Origin of the sequence: Pelagibius sp. (assembly GCF_028281305.1) — a bacterium.
Classification (GTDB): Bacteria; Pseudomonadota; Alphaproteobacteria; order Kiloniellales; family Kiloniellaceae; genus Pelagibius.
Genome location: NZ_JANQKD010000031.1, coordinates 1 through 24,922 on the forward strand (window position 1 = coordinate 1; position 24,922 = coordinate 24,922).

Here is a 24,922-nt window from a genome sequence, read left to right on the forward strand (position 1 = left end):
ACGGCGACGTGCTCAGCGACGTGGCCGCCCAGATCGCCGGTTCCGTCGGCCTCGCGCCTTCGGCCAACATCGGCGCCCATTGCGCCATGTTCGAGGCGATCCACGGCTCGGCGCCGCGTCGCGCCGGACAGGACGTGGCCAACCCCTCCGGGCTGCTGCTGGCCGGCGTCATGATGATGGCGCACCTCGGCCGCACGGAGGTGGCGGAGCGGGTTCACAATGCCTGGCTGAAGACCATCGAAGACGGCATCCACACCTACGACATCTTCAAGGAGGGGGTATCCCAGCAGAAGGTCGGCACCGACGCTTTCGCCGACGCCGTGGTCGAGCGCCTGGGCCAGAAGCCGGCCGAACTCCCGGCGGCGAGCTATGGCGGCGATGCCAAGCCCTTCATCATTCCCGAGCCGACGCAGCGTCCCGCGGCCAGGAAGGAACTGGTGGGCGTGGACATCTTCGTGCACTCCACCGAACCTTTGGCGGAGCTGGCCGAGAGCATGCAGCGTGCCGCAAACGGGCTGATGAAGCTGGAAATGATCACCAACCGCGGCGTCAAGGTCTGGCCAGAAGGCCTGCCGGAGACCTTCTGCACCGATCACTGGCGCTGCCGCTACGTGGCGAAGCAAGGCCAGGTGTTCAACAAGGCGATGATCGTCGAGCTGCAGAAGAGCCTCGCCTTTAGCGGCGTCGACTTCATCAAGACCGAGCATCTTTTCACCTTTGACGGAGAACCCGGGTACTCACTGGGTCAAGGGCAATAGGCGAAGGGCAGTAGATCAAGGGCATTAGCCCAGCGATAACGCCATGTGGCCGGGCCCGGTAGGGTCCGGCCCGACAGGGAGGCGGGCGGCCGGGGTCCTTCCGACTGGTGTCTGAAGGACCCCGGACTGTTTCTCCTTCAAGCGCGATCAGAGCCGGGTCGCATCCGGCAATCCGCACGCAATCCAGGAAGCGGCGGGTCCAGCATTGGGCCCGCCGCTTTTCTGTTCTGGCTGCTTTTCTGTGTTGGGCGCCCTCTCTGCTTGACTTCTTGCTCTAGATTGTATACATTTGCATACAACAAGACAGTGAGATCCGGTGGAAGACTACGACGTGCTCATAGCCGGCGGCGGCAACGCGGCGCTCTGCGCGGCCATCATGGCCCGCAAGCAGGGTGCGCGCGTGCTGGTGGTCGAGGCGGCGCCCAGGGACTGGCGCGGCGGCAACACCCGCCACACCCGCAACCTGCGCTGCGCCCATGACGAGGGCAACGGCATCCTGACCGGGCCCTATCCGGTCGAGGAGTTCATGGACGACCTGCTGCGGGTCACCGAAGGAGAGACCGACCGGGACCTGGCTGAGCTCACCCTGGAGGAGTCCAAGACCCTCTGGGACTGGATGGAGGCGCAGGGGGTGCGGTTCCAACCTTCCCTCGGCGGCACGCTTTCCCTGGGGCGCACCAACGCCTTTTTCCTGGGCGGCGGCAAGGCGCTGATGAATGCCCTCTACATCACCGCCGAGCGCCTGGGCGTCGCAGTGCGCTACGAGACCGAAGTGATCGACCTGCAGATCGAAGACGGCTTTTTTCTCGGCGCGACGGTGGCCGGCGAACACGCCGAAGAGTTCATTCCGGCCCGCGCCTTCGTCGCTGCCTCCGGCGGTTTCGAAGCCAACATCGACTGGCTGAAGGAAGCCTGGGGTCCGGCGGCGGAGAACTTCCTGATCCGCGGCACGCCCCACAACAAGGGCCGCGTCCTGCGTTTGCTGCTGGACAAGGGGGTCCAGGCGACCGGTGATCCCAAGCAGTGCCACGCCGTGGCCGTCGATGGCCGCGCGCCCAAGTTCGACGGCGGCATCGTCACCCGCCTGGACTGCGTACCCTTCGGTATCGTGGTCAACAAGAACGCCGCGCGCTTCTACGACGAGGGCGAGGACTTCTGGCCCAAGCGCTACGCCATCTGGGGCCGGCTGGTGGCGGACCAGCCCGACCAGATCGGCCATGTGATCATCGATGCCAAGTCCATCGAACTCTTCATGCCGTCGGTCTTCCCGCCCGAGAAGGCGGACACTATCCGGGACCTCGCCGTGAAGATGGGGCTCGACCCCGCGGCACTGGATGAGACGGTGGCGGCCTTTAACGACGCCTGCGTTCCCGGCGCTTTCGATCACACGATTCACGACGACTGCCGCACCGAGGGCCTGGACCCGCCCAAGACCCATTGGGCCCGGCCCATCGACGAGCCGCCGTTCTACGGCTATCAGCTCCGCCCCGGGATCACCTTCACCTACCTGGGGGTCAAGGTGAACCGGGAAGCGCGCATGGTGATGGCCGACGGTGCCGTTTCGCCAAACATGTTCGCCGCCGGCGAGATCATGGCCGGCAACGTCCTGGGCAAGGGCTATCTCGCCGGTATCGGCATGACCATCGGCGCTGTTTTCGGGCGCATCGCGGGTGAGGGGGCCGGGCGCTATGTCGCTAATTGAGCTGGCCTCCGGCAAGGCCGAAGAAGTCGCCCGGGTGATGGGCATCTGCAATGCCTGCCGCTACTGCGAAGGCCTCTGCGCGGTCTTCCCGGCCATGGAAAAGCGCCGCGTCTTCGACCAGGGCGATGTCGATTACCTGGCCAACCTCTGCCACAACTGCGGTGCCTGCTATCACGACTGCCAGTATGCGCCGCCGCACGAATTCGGTGTCAACGCGCCGGTGGCGCTCGCCGAGCTGCGCGAAGAAAGCTACCAGCGCTACGCCTGGCCCGCAGCCCTGGCGCCGCTGTTCGAAAAGAACGGGCTTTGGATCACCCTGCTGGCCGCGCTCAGCGTTGCCGGCTTCATTGCCGGCTTCGTCGCCTGGCACGACCCGGCTGTGCTCTTCGATCCCCACGTCGGCCAAGGCGCCTTTTATCGGCTGATGCCCCACAACGCCATGGTGACGGTCTTCGGTACGGTCTTCCTCTTCGCCCTGCTGGCCATGGCCATGAGCCTGCGCCGCTTCTGGGTGGAGACCGGGGCGCAGGGCAGCCTCGACGGCACGACACTCTGGCAGGCGATGAAGGACGCCGGGCGCCTGCGCTATCTCGACGGCGGCGGGCCCGGCTGCATGAACAGCGACGAGAAGCCGGACGACACCCGCCGGCTCTACCATCACCTCACCTTCTACGGCTTCCTGCTCTGCTTCGCCTCGACCTCCACGGCCACGGTCTTCCACTACGGCTTCGGTTGGGAGGCGCCCTATTCCTGGTACTCGCCGGTGAAGATCTTCGGGGTGCTGGGCGGCATCGGCCTCTTGATCGGTCCCTGGGGCCTCGCGGTCGCGAAAGCGAAGCGCGCGCAGGCGGTGAAGTCCGCCAGCGCCTCCGGCATGGACACCGCCTTCCTCGTCATGCTGTTCCTCACCAGCCTGACGGGTCTTGCCCTTTACCTGCTGAGGGAGACGCCGGCCATGGGCCTGCTGCTCGCCGCGCACCTCGGCATCGTCTTCGCCCTGTTCCTGAGCTTCCCCTACGGCAAGTTCGTTCACGGCCTCTATCGTTTCGCCGCGCTTGTTCGCCACGCAGCAGAGGAGCGCAAACCGTGATGGCCACCCATCCCACCCCCTCCGGCTGGCCGCTGCCCGAACCGGATCACGGCCGTGAGTCCTGCACCGAAACCCTGTCGTGGTGGCGGACCCTGCCGCGGCAGGCCGCCGCTTTCCTGCGGCTGTTCGGTGCCGCCCGGCGCCTCGCCGACGCGCGGGAGTACGGCCGGCCGCCGGCCGCTCGTGACCTGGAAACCCTGGGCATCGATCCGCACCGGTTTGAGTAGCAGTCAGGCCGCCGCGCCCCCTCACCCCGGCCCTCTCCCCCCAATCCGTCAAAGAAGGGGGAGAGGAAGAAAGATAGCGCGCGGTGAATGCCCTCTCCCCTTCGTGGGAGAGGGAGGGGCCCGCGTTAGCGGGAGGGTGAGGGGGCGGCGGCTCCGTTTGACTCAGAGCAGCAGATGCTTCTCGGGTGGCGCCGCTTTAGCTCCCCCTCACCCAGCTCCGGCTAGGCTCGGCTGCCGCCTTACCAAGCCTGCGCAACCCTCTCCCACCAGGGGAGAGGGTTTTTCATGAGGGGCGAGGTTCTTTTGTGCGCGGTGCGGCGGTTCTCATTCCCTCTCCCCTTTGTGGGAGGGTGAGGGGGTAACGTCGTCCCGCGTCAGCCCTGCTGAAAGGCGATCTCGCAGCGGGTGCCCTTGCCCGGGCCGGGGGCGGCGAGGCGGAAGACGGCGCGGTGCTGATCGGCGACGTCGCGGGCGATGGTCAGGCCCAGGCCGCTGCCGGCGGTGGTGGTGGCCCCGCTGACGAAGGGCTCCAGGATCTTCTCCCGGTCCTCATCGGCAATGCCGACGCCGTCGTCCTCGACATAGACCACGGCACCGGCCTCGCCCGCGGTGACGCCGACGGTGACGGTGGTCGCCGGCGGATTGTGCACGATGGCGTTGTCGATCAGGTTGGCGATCGCCTCTTCCACCAGGGTGCGGTGGGCGGTCACCCGCAGCGGCGCTGCCTCTGCCTGAAACTCAAGCGCCTGATCGGTCTTCACGGCCTTCGGTACGAAGCGCTTGGTCACCTCCCGCGTGGTCTCCACCAGGTCGATGTCCTCATGGCCGGTGATCCCGGCCTGGGCGGAGTGGATGCGCGCGCTGGTCAGCAACTGGTTGACCAGCCGGCTGACCCGGTTGCTGGAGCGCACGATGCCCTCCACGCGCCGGCGCATATCGGCCTCGGTCTTCGCGCCAGCGGCTGTTTCCGCCTGGGCCTTCAGGCCGGCGATGGGATTGCGCAGTTGGTGGGCGGCATCGGCGATGAAGCGTTCGCGCAGGTCGATGGAGGCGCGGACCTTGTTGAAGAGCGCGTTCATGGCCTCGACCAGGCTTTGCGCTTCCACCGGCACCGCGCGGCGGATCGGCGAGAGGTCGGAGGAGGAGCGCTTTTCCACCGCTTCGCGCAGATCGAGCAAGGGCTTCAGGCCGATCCGCACTGCGAACCAGACGATCAGCCCGGCGCTGACCACCAGCAGGCCCAGGCGCAGCAGCGAGTGGCCGAAGAGCCGCAGCGAGAGTTCCTCGCGCTGGCTGGTGCGCTGCCAGGCGGTGACCGTGATCCAGCCGTTGAGGTTGCGCTCGGAAACGAGCTGGCGGATGGCGACGACGCGCACCGGGTCGCCCTGGTAGCGGCCGTCGTAGAACAGGGGGACACCGCCCTCCAGCGCCTTGTCCGGCGGGCGCCGCGGATAGCCGGAATAGCCGGTGACGAAGACGTTGTCGGGCCCGGAAACGTGATAGAAGAACTGGTCGCCGAGGTTCTCGGTCAGCACCTCCAGCACGTTCTCGGACAGCAGATCGCCGTCGGAGGCCAGCACGTTTTCCGACACCGTCAGCATCACCGCCAGCAGGGTCTTGTCGTAGAGCTCGTCGGCGGTCTTGCGGGCCGTGAGGAAGGTCTCCGAAGCCGCGGCCACGGCGATCAGGCTGAGCGGCACGATGAGCCAGAGCAGCAGCCGGGTGCGAATAGAGCCAGGCGCTCTCACCTCTGCTCCTCCATGCAATAGCCGAGGCCGCGGAAAGTGCGGATTGTCAGGCCGCAGCCGGTGATGCGTTTGCGCAGGCGATGGACATAGAGTTCTGCCGCCGCTTCCTCCGCGTCCGAACCGGTGCCGTAGAGATGATCGAGGATCTGGTCCTTGGAGACCACCTGGCCCAGCCGGTTGGCGAAGAGCTCCAGCAGGGCGAACTCGCGCCGGGGCAACTCCAGCGGCTGGCCTTCATGGAAGACCCGACGCGCACTCTGGTCGAACACCAGATCGCCGACCGCCATCTGCAGGCTGTCGCTGTTTGCGCTGCGGCGCAGCAGTGCGCGCACCCGGGCCAGCAGTTCGGCGATGTCGAAGGGCTTCACCAGATAGTCATCGGCGCCGCTGTCGAGGCCGACGACGCGGTCCTTGGTTTCGGAACGGGCGGTCAGCAGGATCACCGGCACGGCCGAGCCGGCGGCGCGCAGTTCCGTGAGTACATCCAGGCCGCTCTTGCCCGGCAGGTTGATGTCCAGGATCACCAGATCCGGCTTTTCCCGGCCCAGAAACAGCGCCGCATCGCCGCCATCGTGGATGACGTCGACGCCATGGCCCTCGTCCGTCAGGGAGGCGGCGACGGCTTCCGCCAGGGATTCATTGTCTTCGACGACGGCGATGCGCATGAAGTCCTGGACTTTCCCTGTTCCGACAAGAAAGGTTGATGAAAGGTTCGCGATGTAATCACACTTGCTAAATGTTCGCCATCCTGTCGAGAACACGCGGTGAAGCGTGCCGGGGGTGGGTGTTTTCTTGGGGAGGTGGGGCCGCAGCACGCGGGCCCGATGGGGATTCTTTCCGGCCTCCCGGCGTGTGACCCTATGGGAGGAACCAATGTCACGAAACTTCCTGTCTTCCTTTGCCAAGACCGCGGCCATGACTGCGGCTGCGGCGGTGATCTCCGGCTCGGCGCTGGCCGCCGACTTCTCCGGCGAGACCATCGAGTGGATCATCCCCTTCTCCGAAGGCGGCGGCTCCGACAAGTGGGCCCGTTTCTATGCGCCGCTGCTCTCCGAGGCGCTGCCCGGCAAGCCCGCGGTGGTGGTCAAGAACATGCCCGGCGCCGGCTCGACCAAGGGCGCCAACTTCTTTGCCGACCGGGCCCGGCCCGACGGCCTGACCATCCTCGGCACCTCCGGCTCGACCCAGTTCCCCTTCCTGCTCGGCGATCCGCGGGTGAAGTTCGACTACGCCGACTGGAACGTGGTGCTGGCCTCGGCCACCGGCGGTGTCGCCTATCTGCCGGCCGATCTCGGCGCGCAGTGGAAGGAAGACCCGAAAGCGGTCATCGAAAACACCAGCTTCATCTACGGCTCCCAGGGCGCCACGCGCCTTGATCTCGTGCCCCAGCTCGCCTTCGAGCTGCTCGGCATGCAGGTCGACGTGGTCTTCGGCCTGAAGGGCCGCGGCGACGGCCGGCTGATGTTCGAGCGCGGCGAGGCCAACATCGACTATCAGACCTCCTCCAGCTTCCTCTCCAAGGTGACGCCGCTGGTCGACGAGGGCCGCGCGGTGCCGATCATGACCTGGGGTGCGCTGGATGCTGACGGCAACATCGTCCGCGATCCGACCTTCCCGGACATCCCGACCTTCAAGGAGGTCTACACCCAGATCAAGGGTGAGGAGCCCTCGGGTGAGGCCTGGGAGGCCTGGAAGGCCTTCTTCGTGGCCGGCTTCCCGGCGCAGAAGATGGTGTTCCTGCCCAACGGGACGGATCAGGAGATCATCGATGCCTACACAGCGGCCTTCCAGGCGGTGATCGAGCGGCCGGACTTTGCGCAGATCTCCAAGTCCCGCCTGGGCGTCTATCCGCAGGCCACCGGCGCCAAGGCCGAGACCTTCAAGACCGCCGGCACGGTGGTGGCGGAGGAGCCCATCGTCTGGGTGAAGGGCTGGCTGAAGGACCGCTACGGCGTCGAGCTGAAGTAACCGGCCAGCGCCGATACTTCCGCTGAAACCAGCATCTCTCGAAGCCGGGCGCAGGTAGACCCCTTCCAGCGCCCGGCTCTTTCTTTACACTCCCGTACTTTCCACCCGCCTCGGGGGGAGGACCGCCCATGGACATCTTCGCAACCGCCCTGCCGGCGCTGAACGAGGCGTTCTCGCTGATTCTGCAGCCGCAGCAGATCGCTTATCTCGCCACCGGCGTGCTGCTGGGGCTTTCGGTCGGGGTTTTCCCGGGTCTGGGCGGCATTGCCGGCCTGTCGCTGGTCCTTCCCTTCATCTTCGGTATGGACCCGGTTTCGGGCCTCGCCCTCATGGTCGGCCTGGTGGCGGTGATCCCGACGTCCGACACCTTTGCTTCGGTGCTGATGGGCATTCCCGGCTCCTCGGCCAGCCAGGCGACGGTGCTGGACGGTTTTCCCCTGTCCAAGAAGGGGCAGGCCGCCCGCGCGCTGGCGGCGGCTTTCGTTTCTTCCCTGTTCGGCGGGCTCTTCGGCGCCGTGGTGCTGACCTTCTTCATCCTTATGGCCCGCCCTCTGATCCTTGCCTTCGGCCTGCCGGAACTGCTGATGCTGACCATCCTCGGCTTTTCCATGGTCGGCGTGCTGGCCGGCCGCAGTCTTCTGAAGGGACTGGTCGCCGCCGGCCTGGGCATGGCCATCGGCGCAATCGGCGAGGCGCCGGCCCAGGGCAGCCCGCGCATGGACTTCGGCTTCTGGTACCTCCAGGACGGCCTGCAGCTTGTCATCATCGGTCTCGGCATCTTCGCCATCCCGGAGATCATCTCCCTGCTGCGCCAGAACCGTGCCATCTCCGAAACCTCGCGCCTGGGCGCCGGCTGGATGGACGGCATCCGCGACTGGTGGCGCAACATCTTCCTCTCCATCCGCTGCGCCACCATCGGCGTGATCGTCGGCGTTGTTCCCGGTCTCGGCGGCTCGGTGGTCGACTGGATCGCCTACGGCCACACGGTGCAGACCTCCAAGAACAAGGAGAACTTCGGCAAGGGTGACATCCGCGGCGTCATCGGTCCGGAGAGCTCCAACAACGCCAAGGAAGGCGGCGGCCTGGTGCCGACCTTGCTGTTCGGCATTCCCGGCTCCGGCTCCATGGCCGTCTTCATCGGCGGCATGATCCTGCTGGGCTACGAGGCCGGGCCGCAGATGATCCGCAACGACCTGCCCATCACCTACACTGTGGTCTGGTCGCTGGCGCTGGCCAACGTTTTCGGCGCCGGGCTCTGCATCTTCCTCTCCGGCGGCATCGCAAAGCTCACCACCATCCGCTTTCCGCTGCTGGTGCCCTTCCTCTTCATGATGATCTCCTTCGCCGCCTTCCAGTCGCGCCAGACCCTCTGGGATCTCGGCGCGCTGGTGGCGATCGGCCTGCTCGGCATTTTCATGCGGCGCTTCGAATGGCCGCGCCCGGCCTTCCTGATCGGCTTCGTGCTGGCCGACCAGGCGGAGGTCTACACCTACCAGGCAACCCAGATCGCCCTGACCCGCTTCCGCCGCGGCTTCGGAGAGGGGCTGGAGTACATCTTCTCGCCGACCGTCATCGTCCTGCTCGTCATCACCGTGGTCTCCATCTGGCTCGGCACGCGGCAGAAGCCGGGCGGCGATGCGGAGGCGGACCGCCTCCGCCCGGGCACCAACAGGATGGCGCCGGTGGCCTTCGCCGGCCTGGTGACCCTCTTCATGGCGGTGATGTTCCTGGTCACCTCCCAGCTCTCCGTCATGATCGACAAGGTCTTTCCCATGGTGGTCTCGGGCTTTGCTTTCATCGGCGGTCTCATCCTGCTGCTGCAGATGTGGCGTTCCCCTGAAAGCGGCATCCTCTTCGCCGACGGCGAGTCCCGCGGCGAAGACTCCATCGCGCCCCACGGCCTCTGGGAGACCCTGGTCTGGTTTGTCGGGCTCTTGGTGCTGACGGCGCTCTTCGGCTTCGTCATCGCACTGGCGCTGTTCTTCGTGATCTTCCTGCGCCTTCGCGAGCGGCTGAGCTGGGTCCGGATCGGCATCATGACCGCCGGCGGCATCGGCGTCCTGCTGGTCATGGCCGGTGCCCTCAACCGTGACTTCCCGCCGGGTTTGCTGCAGGCTCTGGTGGAGCTGCCCTGGCCCTTCGCCGGGCGTTAGTGTGTTTCGACTTGCGTCGATGCGGTTCCAGCCCACTCCCCCTCCCGGCCACCCAATAGGATACTTGCGTGGGTGGCCGGGAGGGGGAGCGGGCCGGTGCCGAAGAAAACATGTTGATCCAAGTTCGAGGAGGTCCTGTTGGTCCAAAGAGACATTCCCTGCATCCTGATGCGCGGCGGCACGTCCCGCGGCCCCTATTTCAAGGGCACGGATCTGCCGGCGGAGCGGGAGGCCCTGGCCGAGGTGCTGATCGCCGCCATGGGTGCGGGCTCGCCGCTGCAGGTCGACGGCATCGGCGGCAGCCGGCCGACCACCAGCAAGGTCGCCATGCTCTCGCCCTCCGACGACGACTGGGCAGAGGTCGACTACTTCTTCGCCCAGGTTCATGCGGAAAAGGCCGAGGTGGACTTCTCGCCGAGCTGCGGCAACATCCTGGCCGGTGTCGGCCCGGCGGCGCTGGAGATGGGTCTTGTGGCGCCGGAAGGGGAGGAGACGCGCGTGCGCATCCGCAACGTCAACACCAGCTCCCGCATCGAAGCGGTGGTGCAGACACCGGGCGGCGATGTGCGCTATGACGGCGATGCGCGGATCGACGGCGTGCCGGGCACCGCCGCGCCGGTGATCCTCAATTTCATGGACGTGGTGGGCTCCAAGACCGGTGCGCTCTTTCCCACCGGCAACCCGGTGGACGTCATCGACGGCATAGAGGTGACCTGCATCGATGTCGCCATGCCCATGGTGATCGCCCGGGCCGAGAGCTTTGGCCTGACCGGCGCCGAGAGCCGCGAAGAGCTGGACGAGAACAAAGCCTTCTTCGAGCGGATGGAGCCCCTGCGCATCAAGGCGGGCGAGAAGATGGGCCTGGGCGATGTTTCCCAGTCCGTGGTGCCCAAGTTCGGCCTGCTGGCCCCGCCACGCGCCGGCGGCGCCATTGCCGCGCGATATTTCATGCCCTGGAACTGCCACCCCAGCTACGCCGTCACCGGGTCGATCTGCACCGGCTCCTGCCTGCTGGCGCCGGGCACGGTGGCGGCGGGGCTGGCCGTCCTTCCGCCCGAGCACCCGACGCCGGTGAAGATCGAGCATCCCTCCGGCAGCATCGACGTGGTCTTCGACTACGAAATCGTCGACGGTCGGTTCACGCTGAACTCGGCCGGCCTGCTGCGCACCGCGCGCAAGCTTTTCGCCGGCGCCGTCTCCATCCCCGGCGACGTCTGGCCGGGAGCGGCAGCCTGAGCTACTGAACCGGCGAGAGCACCTTGGTGAGCCGGAACTCTCCGCCGATGTCGATCTCGCAGCGCAGGGCATTGGAAGGGCGGGTCTCGCAGGAGAACTCCTGGTCGCAGTCCCCGGCAATGGCGATTGTCACGGTGTATTCGTCGTCCGCGATTGGCTTCAATTCCGAAATGCGGCCCGGTCCCTGGCAGTTTCGGAAGGTTCTGGCGGTCGAGGTTTCGCCCAGAACTCTCTTCCAGTCCTCCGGGCGCACCCTGAAGAGGTTCGTGGCCTCCGCTCTGTAGGCCTCCGTGACAGTCACAAAAGCAGCGAAGTTGTTCGCGTCGAGCCGCAGCCCGATCGTCGCCTCCTCGTGGTGCATGTCCCTGCTGATCAGACGGCCATCCGGCCCATAGGTGCTGCCGCCGCCTTGCCAGCTCAGGGAATCGGACCAGCCATAGACCCGGTTGGTAAAGCGCTGGAAGAACCCCCGTTCGATCCGAAGCTCCTCGGCCTTGGCTTGCGGTTTGATCAGCGTGGCCGCCAGCCGGTCAAAAACACGGCTCCGGCAGTTCCGGGTATCGCGGCGATCCTCCAGAAGATCCTCCTGCAGCAGGCCCGTGTATTCGCTGTCCTGCAGGCGCGCGGCGCCGCTGACGCCCAGATCGACCAGAAAGCGACGCAGGGCGCCGATTTCCGCACTGACATCGATCTCGCCCTCGAGTTCCCTGCTCGATCCCGCGGACTCCAGCGGGCCGCAGATCCGGTCCGCGAAATCGGCGATGGCCTTCAAGGCGGGGTCCTTCAGGGCGGCGCCGTCCGGACTTTGAGCTGCCGGCGCAACGAGCGGCGCAAAGACTGCAACTGCGGCGAGCAGCAGGAGCCGTCGGATTCTCACCATGTTCCCCTTCCCGAGCGTTGCACCGCTTCTTGACGTTATGCCGAACGCCCGCATGATCAAGCGAGGCCCTCTTTCGGATGATCGCAAGGTCGTTGGTGACAGGAGAGGCGCAACAGGATTATCACCAAATGCACACTGCCTTTGGCTCTGCTCGCCCATAGAGTGCTGGCGCTCTTGCGTGTTCTTTCATTTGCTTGGAGGGGTTGCCGATGATCGCTGCGCTGCGCGGCTTTGTCTTGGCCTTAGGCCTCTGGATCTGCCTGCCGACGGCGATCGCAGCGGCGGCCGACCCGCTGCCGGCGCTGCAGCTCGATCCCGCCGGTACCACGGTTTCCGGGCTGTCGAGCGGCGCCTACATGGCGGTGCAGATGCACATCGCCCACTCGAAGAGCATCACCGGCGCCGCCGTGGTGGCCGGCGGCCCGTACTTCTGCGCCGAAGGGGACCTCTTGACGGCGCTGAACCGCTGCATGCAAACGACGTCCGGGTTGCCCGATGTGACGGCGCTGCTGGCCCGGGCGCAAAGCCTCGCCGATGCCGGACGCATCGATCCCCTGGCGGATCTGGCCGGCGACCGCGTCTATCTCTTCAGCGGGACCGAGGACAACACGGTGACGCAGCCGGTGATGGCCGCGGCGCGGGACTTCTACCGGCAGGCCGGGATCGTCGATCAGGATATCCAGGCGGTGACCGACATTGCCGCCGGCCATGCCTTCATCGCCGAGGGCGCGCCCGTCGTCTGCGCCGAAACCGAGTCGCCCTTCCTCAATGACTGCGGCTTCGACCAGGCCGGCGACATCCTGCAGCATCTTTACGGCGCGCTGCTGCCGGCTGAACCCGCGGATGCCAGCCGTCTGATTGTCTTCGACCAGGCGGAGTTCCTGCCCGATCCGGAAAGCCACGGCATGGCGGCCACCGGCTTCGCCTACATCCCAGCGGTCTGCGCCAACGGCGCGGACTGCCGCCTGCACATCGCCTTTGCCGGCTGCCGGCAGACGCCGGCGCATATCGGCGACCTCTACGCGCGCACCGCCGGCTTCAACCGCTGGGCCGAGAGCAATCGCCTGGTCGTGCTCTATCCGCAGTCCAGTGCCTCGCCCGGCAATCCCAACGGCTGTTGGGACTGGTGGGGTTACGACGACTCCTCTTATCACACCAAGAGCGGGCGGCAGATCCGGGCAGTGACCGCCATGGCGGCGCGGCTGGGCGTTGTCTTTACCGATCCGGCGCCGTCCTTCTGTGAGAGCTACGACGCCTGGAACTGGAGCCATTGGTTCGAGGGCCGGGCTGAGGTCTGTGGCTGGGCCTCACTCTGCGCCGTCGGCTCGGGCGATCCGGTAGGCTTCTTCGCGGGCTCTTCGACGCTTTACGAGAGCCCGGAGGGCACCTTCTCGACGGCCTCCTGCAATCCCTAGAGCAGATCCGGGTTGGATGGAATCGCGAAAGCGATCCATCCAACCCGGTGAATCTGCTCTAAGTCTTAGGTATAGAGCGGATTCACATGTTTAGACGGAAACCCAAAGTGTTTCCGTCTAAACATGATCCGCTCTAGTGCCGCAGCAAAGCCGCACAGACGATCGCCACGGCGGCGCCTGCGGCCAGGGTCGAGAAGGCGATGCCCCAGCCAAGGGCAGCCGGCGAGAGATCCAGGGCGAGACCGAAGACCGCCGGCGAAAGGGCGCCGGCGCCGACGCCGAGGACCGAGCGCAGACCCAGCACCCGTCCCAACTGCTCGGGCGGTACGGCATCGGTCATGGCCGATGACAGCACCGAGGAGTCTCCGATGGTGGCAAAGCCGTAGACGGCCGTTGCCGCCAGCATCAGGACAACGCCGAAGTCCCCTATCCAGCCGATGGAAAGCGAGCAGACGGCACCCAGCAGGGCGAAGGCGATGAGGACGCGGCGGGCGCCGAAACGGTCGGCGGCATAGCCGGAGAGGAAAGACGCGAAGAAGCCCGAGACATGAAGCGCCAATGCTGTCCAGAGCCCCAGTTCGATGGGCGAGACGGCCTCTGCGGACAGCAGCGTGGCTGCGAGAAAGGCGGGGATCCAGGCCCAGGCCCCGAAGAGTTCCCAGCAGTGGCCGATGTAGCCGAGGGTCAGCAGCCGCGAGCGGTTCTTCATTGCCCGGTCGAAGGTGCCGACGCCGGGGCCTGCATCCGCCAGCAGTTCGCGCGCGCGGCGGACGGCGATCTGGCCGAGCAGCCAGCCGAAGACCGTGATGGCCGCGGTGGCGAAGAAGGCGGTCTCGTAGCCGGAAAGCGCCAGCAGGGCCGTCGACAGAAAGATCGAGATGACATAGCCCGCCGACATGCCCGCCAATACCCAGCCGATGGCGGAGGCCTTGCGTGCCTGTGGTGTGTTGGCCGAGACCAGCATGATCGCCGGCGTATAGGTGCCGCCCTGCGCCAGACCCATGAGCGCCATGAAGACGATGGCGGTCTCGAAGGAGCGGGCGAAGGCGGCGAAGAGCAGGGCGGCTGCCGCCGACAGCAGGGTCGATACGGAGAATACGCGCTTTGCGCCGATCCGGTCGCAAAGGAAGGAGGAAACCAGCAGCGACAGGGCGAAAGCCGCCGTGAAGACGCCCTGAACGATGCCGGCCCGGGTCGCGGTCATCTGCCATTCGACAAGCAGCGCATTGAGACAGGCCGGATAGGTCATGAAGATGGCGGTGGTGCAGACCCGCGCCATCACGAGCGAAGGCAGGTGGAGGGACCCGCTGATAGGGGTGGTGCTGGCCTGGGCCGTCATGGAGTCGGTTCTCTGGCGACCGCGGCAGCAAGCAACGGTCATTGCGCCGGCGCCGGCGGTAAGCGGGCGTGGCGCGTTGGTGGCGCGGCGATGTCAGTGCTGTTACGAACGGCCCGGCTAGTGTAGCCGTCCTTCGCGCTGCAGGAAAGCGCGGCCCGCATCGGTCACCGTCACCAGGGCTTCGCCGGCCGCGTTGCTTTCGCGCGCCAGATAGCCGTGGTCGACCGCATCCTCCCAGACCGAAAGACGCGGGCAGGAGGTGCGCCAGGCCTCCATGACCTCGCTGTAGCGCCGCGGCTCCCGTGCGACCCATTCGACGAGGTCCAGCACCAGGGAGGGGTTATCCATGGTCATCGCTCACTCCTTTTTTCGCGCGCTCATGCACGGGAAGCCAGCCAGAAGAAGTTGAGGGCACCGATAACGGTCAGGGCATCGATGAATCCGCTGTGGCCCTCGTTGGTCAGGCGCCGCAGAATCGCGCGGCCGATCCAGTTGCCGGGTATCGTGACCAGGCCGACCAGGACGCCCAGCAGCAGGAACTGCGCGTCCAGCAGGTCGGTGCCGCCGAAGACCGACACCCTTGTGATGTTGGTGGTGAGCGCTATGGCCGCCAGGGTGGCGACAAAGGCTTCCTTGGTGAGGCCATAGCCCAGCATGAAGGGCACCAGCAGCATGCCTGGCCCGACAGAAGCGCCGGAGAGGCCGCCGTAGACCGCGCCGGCGGCATGCAGGGCGGGACGGCTGGTCTTGATCGCCCGTGCCCTGGCCCAATGGCGCAGGGGGATGGAGGCCAGGATGATGCAGCCCAGCAGCACGCCGATCGCCGCGGCCGGCAGGCGCCCGTAGAGAATGGCGCCGGCGACGATGCAGGGCACCGCGGGAAGCGCGATCGCCAGGAAGACGCTGCGGTCGAAGTCGCGCAGATTGAGCAGCGCGCGCGAGCCATGGCTGATCAGCAGGGCGACGCTCATCACCGGGACCACCGCTTTGACCCCGATGATCGGGGCGATGGCCGCCGCCATCAGGAACCCGCCGGCTACACCGGTCGCGCCGTGAATCGCCGATGTGACGATCACCGCGAGGACGAGAGCCGCGATCAGGGGCCACCCCAGATCGGTCACGAGGCCGGTCAGCAGCGACTCGATCATGGCGCGATCCTTCGGATCGGCGCACCATCGAGCCAGGCTTCGACCGCGGCCAGGGTTTCGCCGTAGAACACGGCGTAGGTTTCCCGCGTCACATAGCCGATGTGCGGCGTGAGCAGCAGCTTGGGCGTGCTGAGCACCCAGTGGTCCGGCGGCAGCGGTTCCTGGTCAAAGACGTCGAGGGCGGCCCCGGCGATCATGTCGCCCACCAGCGCGCGCTCCAAAGCCTTGGCATCGACGATGGGGCCGCGCGAGGTGTTCACCAGATAAGCTTCGGGCTTCATCAGGTAGAACTCCTCCGCGCCGACCAGGCCGCGGCTGCGCTCCGAAAGGCGCAGGTGAATGGTAATGAAGTCCGCTTCGGCGAAGAAGCGCGCCTTGTCGCGGTAGCCGACGCCGACCTCGCGGCAGTGCTCCTCCGTCAGGTTCTCGCTCCAGGCAATGACCTCCATGCCGAAGGCCTTGCCGAACGCGGCGACCTGGCTGCCGAGGCGCCCGAGGCCCAGCACCCCCAGGGTCGCGCCCTTCAGGTCGCGGCCGATGCCCTGTTGCCAGCGCCCCGCCTGCAGAGCGTTGCTCTGCGGCACCAGGCCGCGCGCCAGGGCGAGGATCAGGCCGAAGGCCAGTTCGGCGGTCGCATGGCCGGGAGAGGGCGTGCCGCTCACCGTGATGCCGCGGGCGGCGGCGGCGGCAACGTCGATCGCCGCATTCTTCATGCCGCTGGTCACAATCAGCTTCAGTTTGGGCAGCGCCTCGATCACTTGTCGCGGAAAGGACGTGCGCTCGCGCATCAGGCAGACCGCATCGAAAGGCTGCAGCGTCTCGATCAGCTCTGCCTCGCACCCGATGGGCCTGGCGAAAAAAGCAACAGTCGCGCGTCCGTCGAGGCGTCGCCAATCGGCAAAGTCTTGGGCAAGCGACTGGTAGTCGTCTAGAACGGCAATCTGCACGGGACACCTCTTGCCCTTATTGTATGCTAATGTATACAATAAGGGCAAGGAGAGATTGGAACACCATGGCCTCGCACGGCGGCACCGACATCTTCCGGCTTCTGGTGGAAGCCATCGAAGCCGGAGACCTGGCGCCGGGGACGCGCCTGCGTGAGACCGAGCTGGCCGAGCGTTTCGGCGTCAGCCGTACGCCGATCCGCGAGGGCCTGAAACAGCTTGAGGCCCAGGGCCTGGCGCGCCACGAGCCCAACCGGGGCATGGTGATCCCGGTGCTCGACAACGACGAGATCAACGAGCTCTACGTGATCCGCGAGGTGCTGGAAGGAACGGCGGCGCGCCTGGCCGCCCAGCATGCGACGGAAGCGGAGATCGCCCTGCTGCAGGACATGGTGGCGGCAGACCAGGAGCGGCTGGAGGATGTCCAGGCCCTGATCGCCTCCAACCAGGGCTTCCACCGGCGCCTCACCCTGGCCTCCCACAACCGCTATCTCGTTGCCCAGATGGAGCACATGAAGCAGTACCGCCTGCTGCTGGGCGGCACCACGCTGGCCGATGCCGAGCGGCGCGCCAGGGCGGTGGCAGAACACGCCAAGCTGGTCGAGGCCATCGCCGCGCGCGACACGCAGAAGGCCGAAGAACTGGCCCGCGCCCATATCCTGAGCGCCCACCGCGCCCGGCTGGACATCCTGTGATTTCCCTTCGCCTCCGTTTCCTTCGGCCCCATTCCCTTGCGCGGCGCTGCAGCCTAACCTGATCTGCCCGGCCCGCCGAGGAGACTGCGCACTGAACACGCCGACCCACCTCTTGATCGGCGCCGCCGCCCTGGCGCGGCCGGCAGAGGACGCCGCGGCGCGCCGCCGCAATCTGGCGATCCTGGCCGGGGCGCTCGTCGCCGATGCTGCGATCTTCGTGCTCTTCGTCTGGGCGCGCCTCGTTCAGGGTGTTTCGGAAGCCAGGCTCTGGGGCGAGGTCTACTGGCAGGAACCCTGGCAGACCCTGGTGGCCGTCGGCAATTCGCTGCCGCTTTATCTGACGCTCTTGGCCGTTGGTCTTTGGGCGCGCAGCCGCATTGCCGTCGTCTTTGCCGCGGCGGCGCTGCTGCATCTCGCCTTCGACCTGCCGTTCCATCGTGACGACGCCCATCCGCACTTCTGGCCGTTCAGCGACTGGCGCTTCCGCTCGCCGGTCTCCTACTGGGATCCGGCCCACCATGGCGCGCTGGTCTCCCTGGCCGAGGCGGCCCTGGGTCTGGTGCTGATCGTCTTTCTCTGGCGGCGCTTTCAGTCGCTGCCGGTGCGCGCGGCCCTGCTGCTCGCCTTTGCCAGCTACATCGCCGTTCCGGCCTACTTCACCCTGATGCTGGGCTAGCCCTTTTGGGATGCTGGGCCAGACCGGAGAGGCTCTAGAAGCGCGGTGTGCTTTGCAGCTGCGGCAGGCTGTCGACGGTGTCGCGCCGCCACTCGATGACGTCCTGGACCGCATCCAGGGTCAGCGGTTCGCCGGTCTCTTCATTCATCAGAGAGTCTCCGACAGGCAGGCCGGAGACGCTGCGATAGACCGGGCTTGAGGCCGGGCCTGAGACGGTGTTTGCGAAGCCGGCGTGTACCGTCGCGGAAGCTGGCGCAACGATCGCCCGGTCGGCAGCGGTGAGAGGCGACACTGTTGGGGGCGGTGCGGCCGGAGGCAGCGCTGTTGGCCGCGTCGGTGTGAGGGGCGCCGCCGTGACGGGCGGCGCGAGCGCTGCGGACGGCGCAGTGGTAACGCCGGGGCTGACGTCGGGACGGGTCCCGGCCGGCATGACGACGCGCCCGAGAATCGTCGGGGTCAGGGAACTCAGCTTCGGCGTCTTGGTTTTGGATACTGGGGCCTTGAGTGCCGGCACCTGCACCGTCGGCACCGTCTTCGGCGCCTTGACTGCCGGTGTACGCGCTACCGGTGTACTCTCTGCCGGTGTACTGGCTGCCGGCGTACTGGCTGCTGGCGCTTTGACGGTCCGCGCCGCCTCTTTGGGAACCTTCAGCTTATAGACCACCAGCGGCCCGTGTTCGCCCTGCTGCACCGTGAAGACCGTGGCCAGGGCCACGGCTGCACAGGTGGTGATCGCACGTTTGGTCAGCAAAGGACTCCCCCGGTCCAGACAAACCGTCATCGCCTGTAAGGCGCGGCAGCGAACCGCGAACACCATAGGCAGTGTCGGAGTCGCTGTCTAAGATTTTTTGTGAATAACAAGTTATAAGTCTGTGTAATATATGGGGCTGGCTGCGCTGAGCCCCGGCATCTGTTCGGCCTTACGCCGCCGGTGAGGCATGGTTCTGGGTATTCAGAATGCGCTCGACCGGCAGGCTGAGCACGGCAGTGGTACCCTGGCCGGGCTTGCTTTCCAGGTGCAGGGTGCCGCCGTGCATTTCCACGAAAGACCGTGCAATGGGCAGGCCGAGGCCGGTGCCCTCGCGCGGCCCGATTTCGGTTGCCGACTGCTCGTAGGGGCGGAAGACGAGGTCGAGCATGGCGGGTTCGATCCCCCGGCCCTCGTCGCGAATGCGGATCTCCAGGATTTTTGGCAGGCGCTTGATCGAGACGCTGACGACGCCCGCTTCCGGGCTGAACTTTGCCGCGTTGGTCAGCAGATTGATGGCCACCTGCTTCAGCAGCCTGAGATCGCCGCGCAGATGCAGCCTCGGTTCTGCGCAGTCCAGGCGAAAAGCCTTGGACCGCCCGTGACCTGTGGCCCCGATCATCTGGAATCCGTCGTGGAAGAGCCTCAGCAGGTCCACGTCGCCTTCCTGCAGATTCATCTTGCCGGCCTCGATCTTGGCCAGATCCAGCAGGCCGTCGATCAGGCTCAGCAGGTGCTGGGCAGAGTGATGGATGTCGCCCACGTAGTCCTGGTAGCGGTCGTTGACCTTTCCGAAGACGCCGAGCTGAATCGTCTCGGAGAAGCCGAGAATGGCATTCAGCGGGGTACGCAGCTCATGGCTCATGTTGGCCAGGAACTCGGACTTCGTGCGGTTGGCTTCCTCGGCCTGGTCGCGCGCGACCACGGCTTCGAAAGAGATGCGCTCCAGCTCGGCGGTACGTTCGCGCACCCGTTTTTCCAGCTCGATGTTGAGATCGGCGAGCCGCGCTTCGGCCTCCACCCGCTCGGTAATGTCGGTTTCGGTCAAAACGATGATCCATTCGCCGCTCTGCGGGTCGCGGCCACGCTGGCCGTTGACCTGATGCCAGCGCGGCCCCTTGGCGGTGGGGATGCGCAGGTCCTGGTGAAACCCGTTCCCGGCAAGAACCGCCTCGCGCAGGGCCGTGGCCAGTTCTGCATCGCCCAGATGACGTGTCAGGGCCGGGCGCGCATCGTCCCTGCCAGGTTCCGCGCCGCCGGTACCGAAGGCCTCGACCGCCGCCGGGTTGCGCGACAGCATGCCGCCTTCCGGCGTGAAGATGCTGACCATCAAAGAGGTGTAGCGGGTCGCCTCGAGAAGGCGGGCGATCTCTTCGCCGCCTTTGACTTCCAGCGGGTCGGAGGACTCGATGAGGATCGCGTTGATCCCGTCCTCGATGAGGATCGGGGTCAGGGCCAGTTGCAGGGTGACGGGGTGGCTGCCGGGGTAAAGCGTCCAGGTCTCGCTTGCCACCGCGCCAGCCGGTGTGTTCTCGACGATCTGGGCAAGGCGCTGGCGCACCGTGTCGCTGTCGGAGCTGTAGTCCCGCGCCAGAAGATCGTCCAGCGAGTCGGCCTGCCAGAAGGCTATGGCACGCTTGTTGGCCCACCACATACGATGGCGCTGCACGTCGAAAACCCACAACGGGGTATGCAGAAGATCGTAAGAAGCGAGCGCGGCGTGGGTTTGAAATCTGGGTTTTTCTGATCGTCCCATGTACGCGCAAATCGGTATGTCTATCGGGTCCGCCCCCGGATGGCGCCTCTAACCCGCCATCCAAGCCAAAGAGTCTTAACGAAATCCTAACGCGCGGCGGAAAACGGCGGAAATCAGCGGTTTTCTCAAGTGAATCAATCAGCCGGGAAACCGTCCTGCAGGCCACTAAACCGTCGCGCTGGCCGGGGCCGGGCAGGCGCGCGGCGTCAAGGACCGGCGTCAAGGACCGGCGTCAAGGACCGGCGTCAAGGAATTGCCACGAAAGCGCAGCATCGGCGTCACGAATCCGGCGTAAGACTTGCCGATTGTCACCATGAGCATTCTGTCGCCCACGACCGACTTCACCTACGCCTCGCCGGAGGATGCCCCTTGGCGGCGCACGGTGATCCACACAATCGAACAGCTCACCGGCAAGCCCCGCCTCTGGCGCCTTTATGAGGATTATTGCCGCGGCCCTGCCGCCGAGAATTTTTTCTCCGAGGCGGTGCTGCGTCTCTGTCTCGATGTGGCGGTGGATGAACGCGATCTGGCGCGCATCCCGCGCGAGGGGCCTCTGGTGGTGGTGGCCAACCACCCCTTCGGCGTGGTCGACGGCATCGTGCTCGGCTACCTGATCTCGCGGGTGCGCCGCGACTTCCGCATCCTCGTGAACTCCGTGCTCTACCGCCTGCCGGAGCTGCATCCCTACATGCTGCCCATAGACTTCGCCGAAACGCGCGCGGCCTTGAAGACCAACATCCAGACCCGCCGCGCGGCGCTGGGCGATCTCGCCGCCGGCAAGGCGATCGCGATCTTTCCCGGCGGCACCGTCTCCACCGCCAAGCCGCCCGGCGGCGTTGCGGTCGATCCGGAGTGGAAGCCGTTTGTCGGCCGCCTGATCCAGGAGGGACAGGCCACCGTGGTGCCGTTCTTCTTCGAGGGGCAGAACAGCCGGCTCTTCCAATGGGCCAGCCTGATCTCCATGACCTTGCGTCTCTCGCTGCTGTTCCGCGAGGTGGTGAACAAGATCGGCAGCGACGTGCCGGTGCGCATCGGCGAGCCCATCGACTACGCCGAACTGGCCGCCTTCGAGGACCGCCGCCAGCTCACCGACTACCTGCGCGCCCTGACCTACGCCCCGCAGCGGCAGGTGTGAAGCCGGTCAATCCGGTTGCGTCTTCAGCCCGCGCAGGAAGTTGCGGATCAGCAGTTCGGCCATATCCGCGGCGGTCATGCCCTCGGGTTGGTTCAGGCGCGCGGTGACATGCAGCAGCGAGATGCCGTGCACGCCCGACCACAGCACCCGGCCCGCCGCATCGCGCAGCCGTTCCTCTCCCGCGGCGAAATAGGGGGTCAGGCAGTCGGCCACCACGGCGAAAAGCAGCGCCACCGCCTCCTCGAACAGCGGTGGCGGCTTGCTGTCCGGGGCCGGGCGGAAGTCGAAGACCGCAAGCCAGGGCTGGGGGTGTTCGGCGGCGTAGTCGACATAGGCGCGGCCCAGGGCGACGGCACGCTCCAGGGGATCGGTCTTGTCGGCGAGCGCCGTCATCGCGAAAGCGGCCAGCGCGCGCAGGGTGCCGGCGTTCACCTGGTAGACGATGGCGTCGATGTTCTCGAAGAGGTTATAGAGCGTGCCCGGCGAATAGCCGATGCGCTTGGCGATGGCGCGGGCGGAGACCTGGGCCACGCCCTCTTCGACCATGATCGCCCGCGCGGCCTCCACCGCCAGGGTCACCAGCTCTTCACGCGAATGATCGGAACGGCGTCCCACAGAGTCTCCCGCCGAGTCGGTTCGGAAGCTCCCTCGTTAGCACAGCCGATGAACGCCGTTCAAATTCGCATTCCCGCGTGTGCGGAGGATCCGCGCGCAGCAACGATGCCATGAACATAAGTGTGAGGTTGCGGCCCAGCTCGGCGGGCTTCCTTGACTTCCGCAGCCGAAACGATCATAACCGTCTCCGGAATTCGCGGCGCGCGACCGTGCCGCAGAGCGAGAAATCCAGAGCGATATCAGACACACAACAGACAGACGAACGATGAAACGGGTCCACCTCATTAATCAGACGAGCGTACAGAGCGCCAAGCCTTGGATGGCTTACGGCGATCGTGCGTTCACTCTGTTGCGCCTGAGGGAGGGCCTGCCGGAGCGGCTGTAGAAGCAGCGCCACCGGTTCAAAACACCAAGGACCCTCCCGCGGCAGAAGCCACGGGAGGGTTTTTCTTTTTGCACGGCCCACCGCTTGGCTCGCCCGGGGAGATGCGAGGACCCGCCAGGATGAAGACGAGGAGAGAAGAGATGGCGGCATATGAAGAGTTTCAGACCGGGCGCGCCCCGGTGAAGGCCTGGGTCAAGGGTGTCCCGGTGGAGGATGCGGCGCGGCGCCAGCTCGAGAACATCGCGCGCCTGCCGTTCATCCATTCCCACGTGGCGGCGATGCCCGACGTGCATCTCGGCCGCGGGGCCACCGTGGGTTCGGTGATCGCCACCAAGGGCGCCATCGTGCCGGCGGCGGTCGGCGTCGACATCGGCTGCGGCATGATGGCGATGCGGACCTCGCTCACCGCCGCTCAGCTGCCGGACTCTCTGGCGGCGCTGCGCAGCGATATCGAGCGCGCCGTGCCCCATGGCGGTGTCGGCGTCAAGGGCGGCTGGAAGGACGGCATCCCCGATGCGGTGGGCAAGCGCTTTGAGGCTTCGGGCCTCGCCGTGCGGCTCGACGTCCTCGAGGCCAAGCATGAGAAGATCGCGGGGGCGAACCACGTGGTCCACCTCGGCACGCTTGGCACCGGCAACCACTTCATTGAGGTCTGCCTCGATGAAGAGGACCGGGTCTGGGTGATGCTGCATTCCGGCAGCCGCGGCATCGGCAACCGCATCGGCAGCTACTTCATTGCCGAGGCGCGCGAAGCCCTGTTGCGGCGCGACGGGGCGGCGGCGGTGCCGGACCGCGACCTCGCCTGGTTCGAGGAGGGCGAAGCGCTCTTCGAGGACTATGTCGAGGCGGTGCATTGGGCGCAGGACTTCGCCCGCACCAACCGCGAGGTGATGATGGCGCGGATCCTCATGGTTCTGCGCAACCACTTCCCGGCCTTCCGGGTCGAGAAGGAGGCCGTGAACTGCCACCACAACTACGTGGCACGGGAGCGGCAGTTCGATGCGGATGTCTGGGTCACCCGCAAGGGTGCGGTCCGGGCCGGCAAGGACGAGCTGGGGATCATTCCCGGTTCCATGGGCGCGCGCTCCTACATCGTGCGCGGTCTCGGCAATGCCGAGTCCTTCCAATCCTGCTCCCACGGGGCAGGCCGCACCATGAGCCGGTCGGAGGCGAAGCGCCGCTTCACCCTGGCCGACCACGCCGCCGCCACCGAGGGCGTCGAGTGCCGCAAGGACCAGGGGGTCATCGACGAGACCCCCGCGGCCTACAAGGACATCGACGCCGTCATGGCCGCCCAGCGCGACCTGGTGGCAGTGGAACACACCCTGAAGCAGGTGGTCTGCGTGAAAGGGTGACACCCGGACCGGCGGCGGCGGATCGCCGGCCCGGAACGGGGCCGGTGGTTCTCACCCAGCCGCCGGCCCCGGCGACGGAAAGAGATTGGGGACAGGGCAATGCGCGAAGACATGCACAAGGTGATCGTCGAACGGCCGCGATCTGGCAGGTGGGCGAAGCGCTGCCGCAATCGCTTTGCCGGCCATGATGATCTACCAACTAAGATCGGCGCGCGACGACACGCCCGGCTTACCCACACGCACTCGAGATTCTCTTCGGATCACCTTCAACCGCTGCGCCGCTATCTCGCCAAACAGGTCGACCGTCCTTGGGCAAAGGTTTACTCGGACATCTGCGCGAACCTGCATCCAAGGCATACCGTGAAGCAGCACGTGCTGGAGCATCTCGAACAGTTCGTTGCCCATCGTTTGGGTGTCGGGCGCGACGGGGAACTGCTGGATCAGTTCGGCAACCCTCATACTTGGACGCAAGATCTCTACGTCGATCCGAACGATGGGATCCTGAAGGACTCGGCAAAGTACTGGCGCAAGCGGGGGATCGATCCCAAACCCTGGAAGCGCAAACGCGGCGTTGCGGAGGCCGACCCGGACGTGGTTCGGCTGGCCGCGGACATGGAGCTTCACCGCCTGGATGGATTTTGGTTTGCGGTGAAGTTCCGCGACGAACCGCTGCGGCCCGGAGATACCCACGTCTACGACGTGATCCGCAAGGGCATGATCCCGGCCGGGCAACGCTACGCCGCGGAGAAGCGGCAGCTCTCTGCCGGGTTCCTGAAAGAGTTTGAGCTGAAGAACGACAATCAGATCGAAGACGGCGCCAAGCCGCAGAGGCACAAGAGAAAGAGGAGGAAGACATGACCGCGCTGGCCTATGCCCCTATTGCAGCGGAGCCCCGCGCTCTCATCGCCGAGCGGCTGGATGCCATCGAGCGCGATCACGACGTGCGTCT

The 24,922-nt window shown here is 66.3% G+C and carries 23 protein-coding genes; 13 read left to right on the forward strand and 10 right to left on the reverse strand.

All coding sequences use genetic code 11. The annotated features are described in order from the left end of the window. From Q0982_RS07985 to Q0982_RS08000, 4 genes are all read left to right on the forward strand, one after another. A partial coding sequence (locus Q0982_RS07985; protein ID WP_299393942.1) for an isocitrate/isopropylmalate family dehydrogenase occupies nucleotides 1–758 on the forward strand: 758 nt, incomplete at its 5' end. 316 nt (nucleotides 759–1,074) lie between these two features. Next, nucleotides 1,075–2,460, forward strand: a complete 1,386-nt coding sequence (tcuA, locus tag Q0982_RS07990) for an FAD-dependent tricarballylate dehydrogenase TcuA (protein WP_299393945.1) — start codon at nucleotides 1,075–1,077, stop codon at nucleotides 2,458–2,460. Beyond that, complete coding sequence (gene tcuB / locus Q0982_RS07995; RefSeq protein WP_299393948.1) at nucleotides 2,447–3,550, forward strand: tricarballylate utilization 4Fe-4S protein TcuB; 1,104 nt, start codon at nucleotides 2,447–2,449, stop codon at nucleotides 3,548–3,550. The genes tcuA and tcuB overlap by 14 nt, the downstream gene beginning before the upstream one ends. Next, the gene (locus Q0982_RS08000) at nucleotides 3,550–3,777 is read left to right on the forward strand and encodes a hypothetical protein (protein ID WP_299393949.1); all 228 of its coding nucleotides are present in this window, start codon (nucleotides 3,550–3,552) and stop codon (nucleotides 3,775–3,777) included. Before tcuB ends, Q0982_RS08000 begins: the two co-directional genes overlap by 1 nt. A 374-nt stretch (nucleotides 3,778–4,151) precedes the next feature. Here Q0982_RS08000 and Q0982_RS08005 read toward each other — a convergent pair whose 3' ends face one another. Further along, entirely contained in the window at nucleotides 4,152–5,525 is a 1,374-nt protein-coding gene (locus Q0982_RS08005) for a sensor histidine kinase (RefSeq protein WP_299393952.1), read from the reverse strand. Continuing rightward, a complete protein-coding gene (locus Q0982_RS08010) occupies nucleotides 5,522–6,190 on the reverse strand; it encodes a response regulator transcription factor (RefSeq protein ID WP_299393954.1) in 669 nt (222 codons plus the stop codon). Before Q0982_RS08010 ends, Q0982_RS08005 begins: the two co-directional genes overlap by 4 nt. A 208-nt stretch (nucleotides 6,191–6,398) precedes the next feature. On the opposite strand from Q0982_RS08010, the gene Q0982_RS08015 reads away from it, so the two are divergent. The 3 genes from Q0982_RS08015 (at nucleotide 6,399) to Q0982_RS08025 (ending at nucleotide 10,882) form a co-directional block, all read left to right on the forward strand. Next, a complete protein-coding gene (locus Q0982_RS08015) occupies nucleotides 6,399–7,493 on the forward strand; it encodes a tripartite tricarboxylate transporter substrate binding protein (RefSeq protein WP_299393957.1) in 1,095 nt (364 codons plus the stop codon). Between the two features lie 128 nt (nucleotides 7,494–7,621). Further along, a complete protein-coding gene (locus tag Q0982_RS08020) occupies nucleotides 7,622–9,646 on the forward strand; it encodes a tripartite tricarboxylate transporter permease (protein ID WP_299393959.1) in 2,025 nt (674 codons plus the stop codon). A 138-nt stretch (nucleotides 9,647–9,784) separates the two neighbouring features. Then, complete coding sequence (locus tag Q0982_RS08025; RefSeq protein ID WP_299393961.1) at nucleotides 9,785–10,882, forward strand: 4-oxalomesaconate tautomerase; 1,098 nt, start codon at nucleotides 9,785–9,787, stop codon at nucleotides 10,880–10,882. A gap of 1 nt (nucleotide 10,883) precedes the next feature. Here Q0982_RS08025 and Q0982_RS08030 read toward each other — a convergent pair whose 3' ends face one another. After that, entirely contained in the window at nucleotides 10,884–11,762 is an 879-nt protein-coding gene (locus tag Q0982_RS08030) for a hypothetical protein (protein ID WP_299393964.1), read from the reverse strand. A 209-nt stretch (nucleotides 11,763–11,971) separates the two neighbouring features. Here Q0982_RS08030 and Q0982_RS08035 point away from each other — a divergent pair, with 209 nt between their 5' ends. After that, entirely contained in the window at nucleotides 11,972–13,177 is a 1,206-nt protein-coding gene (locus tag Q0982_RS08035; protein ID WP_299393965.1) for a poly(3-hydroxybutyrate) depolymerase, read from the forward strand. 133 nt (nucleotides 13,178–13,310) lie between these two features. Here the strand turns inward: Q0982_RS08035 and Q0982_RS08040 are convergent, their stop codons facing one another. The 4 genes from Q0982_RS08040 to Q0982_RS08055 all read right to left on the reverse strand — a co-directional run bounded on the left by Q0982_RS08040 (nucleotide 13,311) and on the right by Q0982_RS08055 (nucleotide 16,611). After that, nucleotides 13,311–14,516 (reverse strand): MFS transporter, encoded by a 1,206-nt coding sequence (locus Q0982_RS08040; RefSeq protein ID WP_299393967.1) that lies wholly within the window; start codon nucleotides 14,514–14,516, stop codon nucleotides 13,311–13,313. Between the two features lie 117 nt (nucleotides 14,517–14,633). Continuing rightward, nucleotides 14,634–14,870: a hypothetical protein gene (locus tag Q0982_RS08045; RefSeq protein WP_299393969.1), complete on the reverse strand. Its 237-nt coding sequence runs from the start codon at nucleotides 14,868–14,870 to the stop codon at nucleotides 14,634–14,636. Nucleotides 14,871–14,893: 23 nt separating this feature from the next. Continuing rightward, entirely contained in the window at nucleotides 14,894–15,664 is a 771-nt protein-coding gene (locus Q0982_RS08050) for a sulfite exporter TauE/SafE family protein (RefSeq protein WP_299393971.1), read from the reverse strand. Then, a complete protein-coding gene (locus Q0982_RS08055) occupies nucleotides 15,661–16,611 on the reverse strand; it encodes a D-2-hydroxyacid dehydrogenase family protein (protein ID WP_299393973.1) in 951 nt (316 codons plus the stop codon). Before Q0982_RS08055 ends, Q0982_RS08050 begins: the two co-directional genes overlap by 4 nt. A 65-nt stretch (nucleotides 16,612–16,676) precedes the next feature. On the opposite strand from Q0982_RS08055, the gene Q0982_RS08060 reads away from it, so the two are divergent. Both Q0982_RS08060 and Q0982_RS08065 read left to right on the forward strand, forming a co-directional pair. Continuing rightward, nucleotides 16,677–17,303 carry a GntR family transcriptional regulator gene (locus tag Q0982_RS08060; protein WP_299393975.1) on the forward strand — a complete coding sequence of 209 codons (627 nt, stop codon included), beginning with the start codon at nucleotides 16,677–16,679 and terminating at the stop codon, nucleotides 17,301–17,303. A 112-nt stretch (nucleotides 17,304–17,415) separates the two neighbouring features. Beyond that, nucleotides 17,416–17,979: a hypothetical protein gene (locus Q0982_RS08065; RefSeq protein WP_299393978.1), complete on the forward strand. Its 564-nt coding sequence runs from the start codon at nucleotides 17,416–17,418 to the stop codon at nucleotides 17,977–17,979. Between the two features lie 34 nt (nucleotides 17,980–18,013). On the opposite strand, the gene Q0982_RS08070 is transcribed toward Q0982_RS08065, so the two are convergent. Beyond that, entirely contained in the window at nucleotides 18,014–18,730 is a 717-nt protein-coding gene (locus Q0982_RS08070) for a hypothetical protein (protein ID WP_299393979.1), read from the reverse strand. Between the two features lie 169 nt (nucleotides 18,731–18,899). Next, nucleotides 18,900–20,396, reverse strand: a complete 1,497-nt coding sequence (locus tag Q0982_RS08075) for a PAS domain-containing sensor histidine kinase (protein WP_299393980.1) — start codon at nucleotides 20,394–20,396, stop codon at nucleotides 18,900–18,902. 400 nt (nucleotides 20,397–20,796) lie between these two features. On the opposite strand from Q0982_RS08075, the gene Q0982_RS08080 reads away from it, so the two are divergent. Then, a complete protein-coding gene (locus tag Q0982_RS08080) occupies nucleotides 20,797–21,618 on the forward strand; it encodes a lysophospholipid acyltransferase family protein (RefSeq protein WP_299393982.1) in 822 nt (273 codons plus the stop codon). A 6-nt stretch (nucleotides 21,619–21,624) separates the two neighbouring features. On the opposite strand, the gene Q0982_RS08085 is transcribed toward Q0982_RS08080, so the two are convergent. Then, nucleotides 21,625–22,233: a TetR/AcrR family transcriptional regulator gene (locus Q0982_RS08085; protein WP_299393984.1), complete on the reverse strand. Its 609-nt coding sequence runs from the start codon at nucleotides 22,231–22,233 to the stop codon at nucleotides 21,625–21,627. A 525-nt stretch (nucleotides 22,234–22,758) separates the two neighbouring features. Between Q0982_RS08085 and Q0982_RS08090 the strand changes: the two genes are divergently transcribed. Together Q0982_RS08090 and Q0982_RS08095 are read left to right on the forward strand one after the other, a co-directional pair. Beyond that, entirely contained in the window at nucleotides 22,759–23,973 is a 1,215-nt protein-coding gene (locus Q0982_RS08090) for an RtcB family protein (protein ID WP_299393987.1), read from the forward strand. Between the two features lie 99 nt (nucleotides 23,974–24,072). Further along, on the forward strand, nucleotides 24,073–24,831 hold the full coding sequence (locus tag Q0982_RS08095) for a hypothetical protein (RefSeq protein WP_299393988.1): 759 nt from the start codon (nucleotides 24,073–24,075) through the stop codon (nucleotides 24,829–24,831). Nucleotides 24,832–24,922 lie beyond the last annotated feature (91 nt).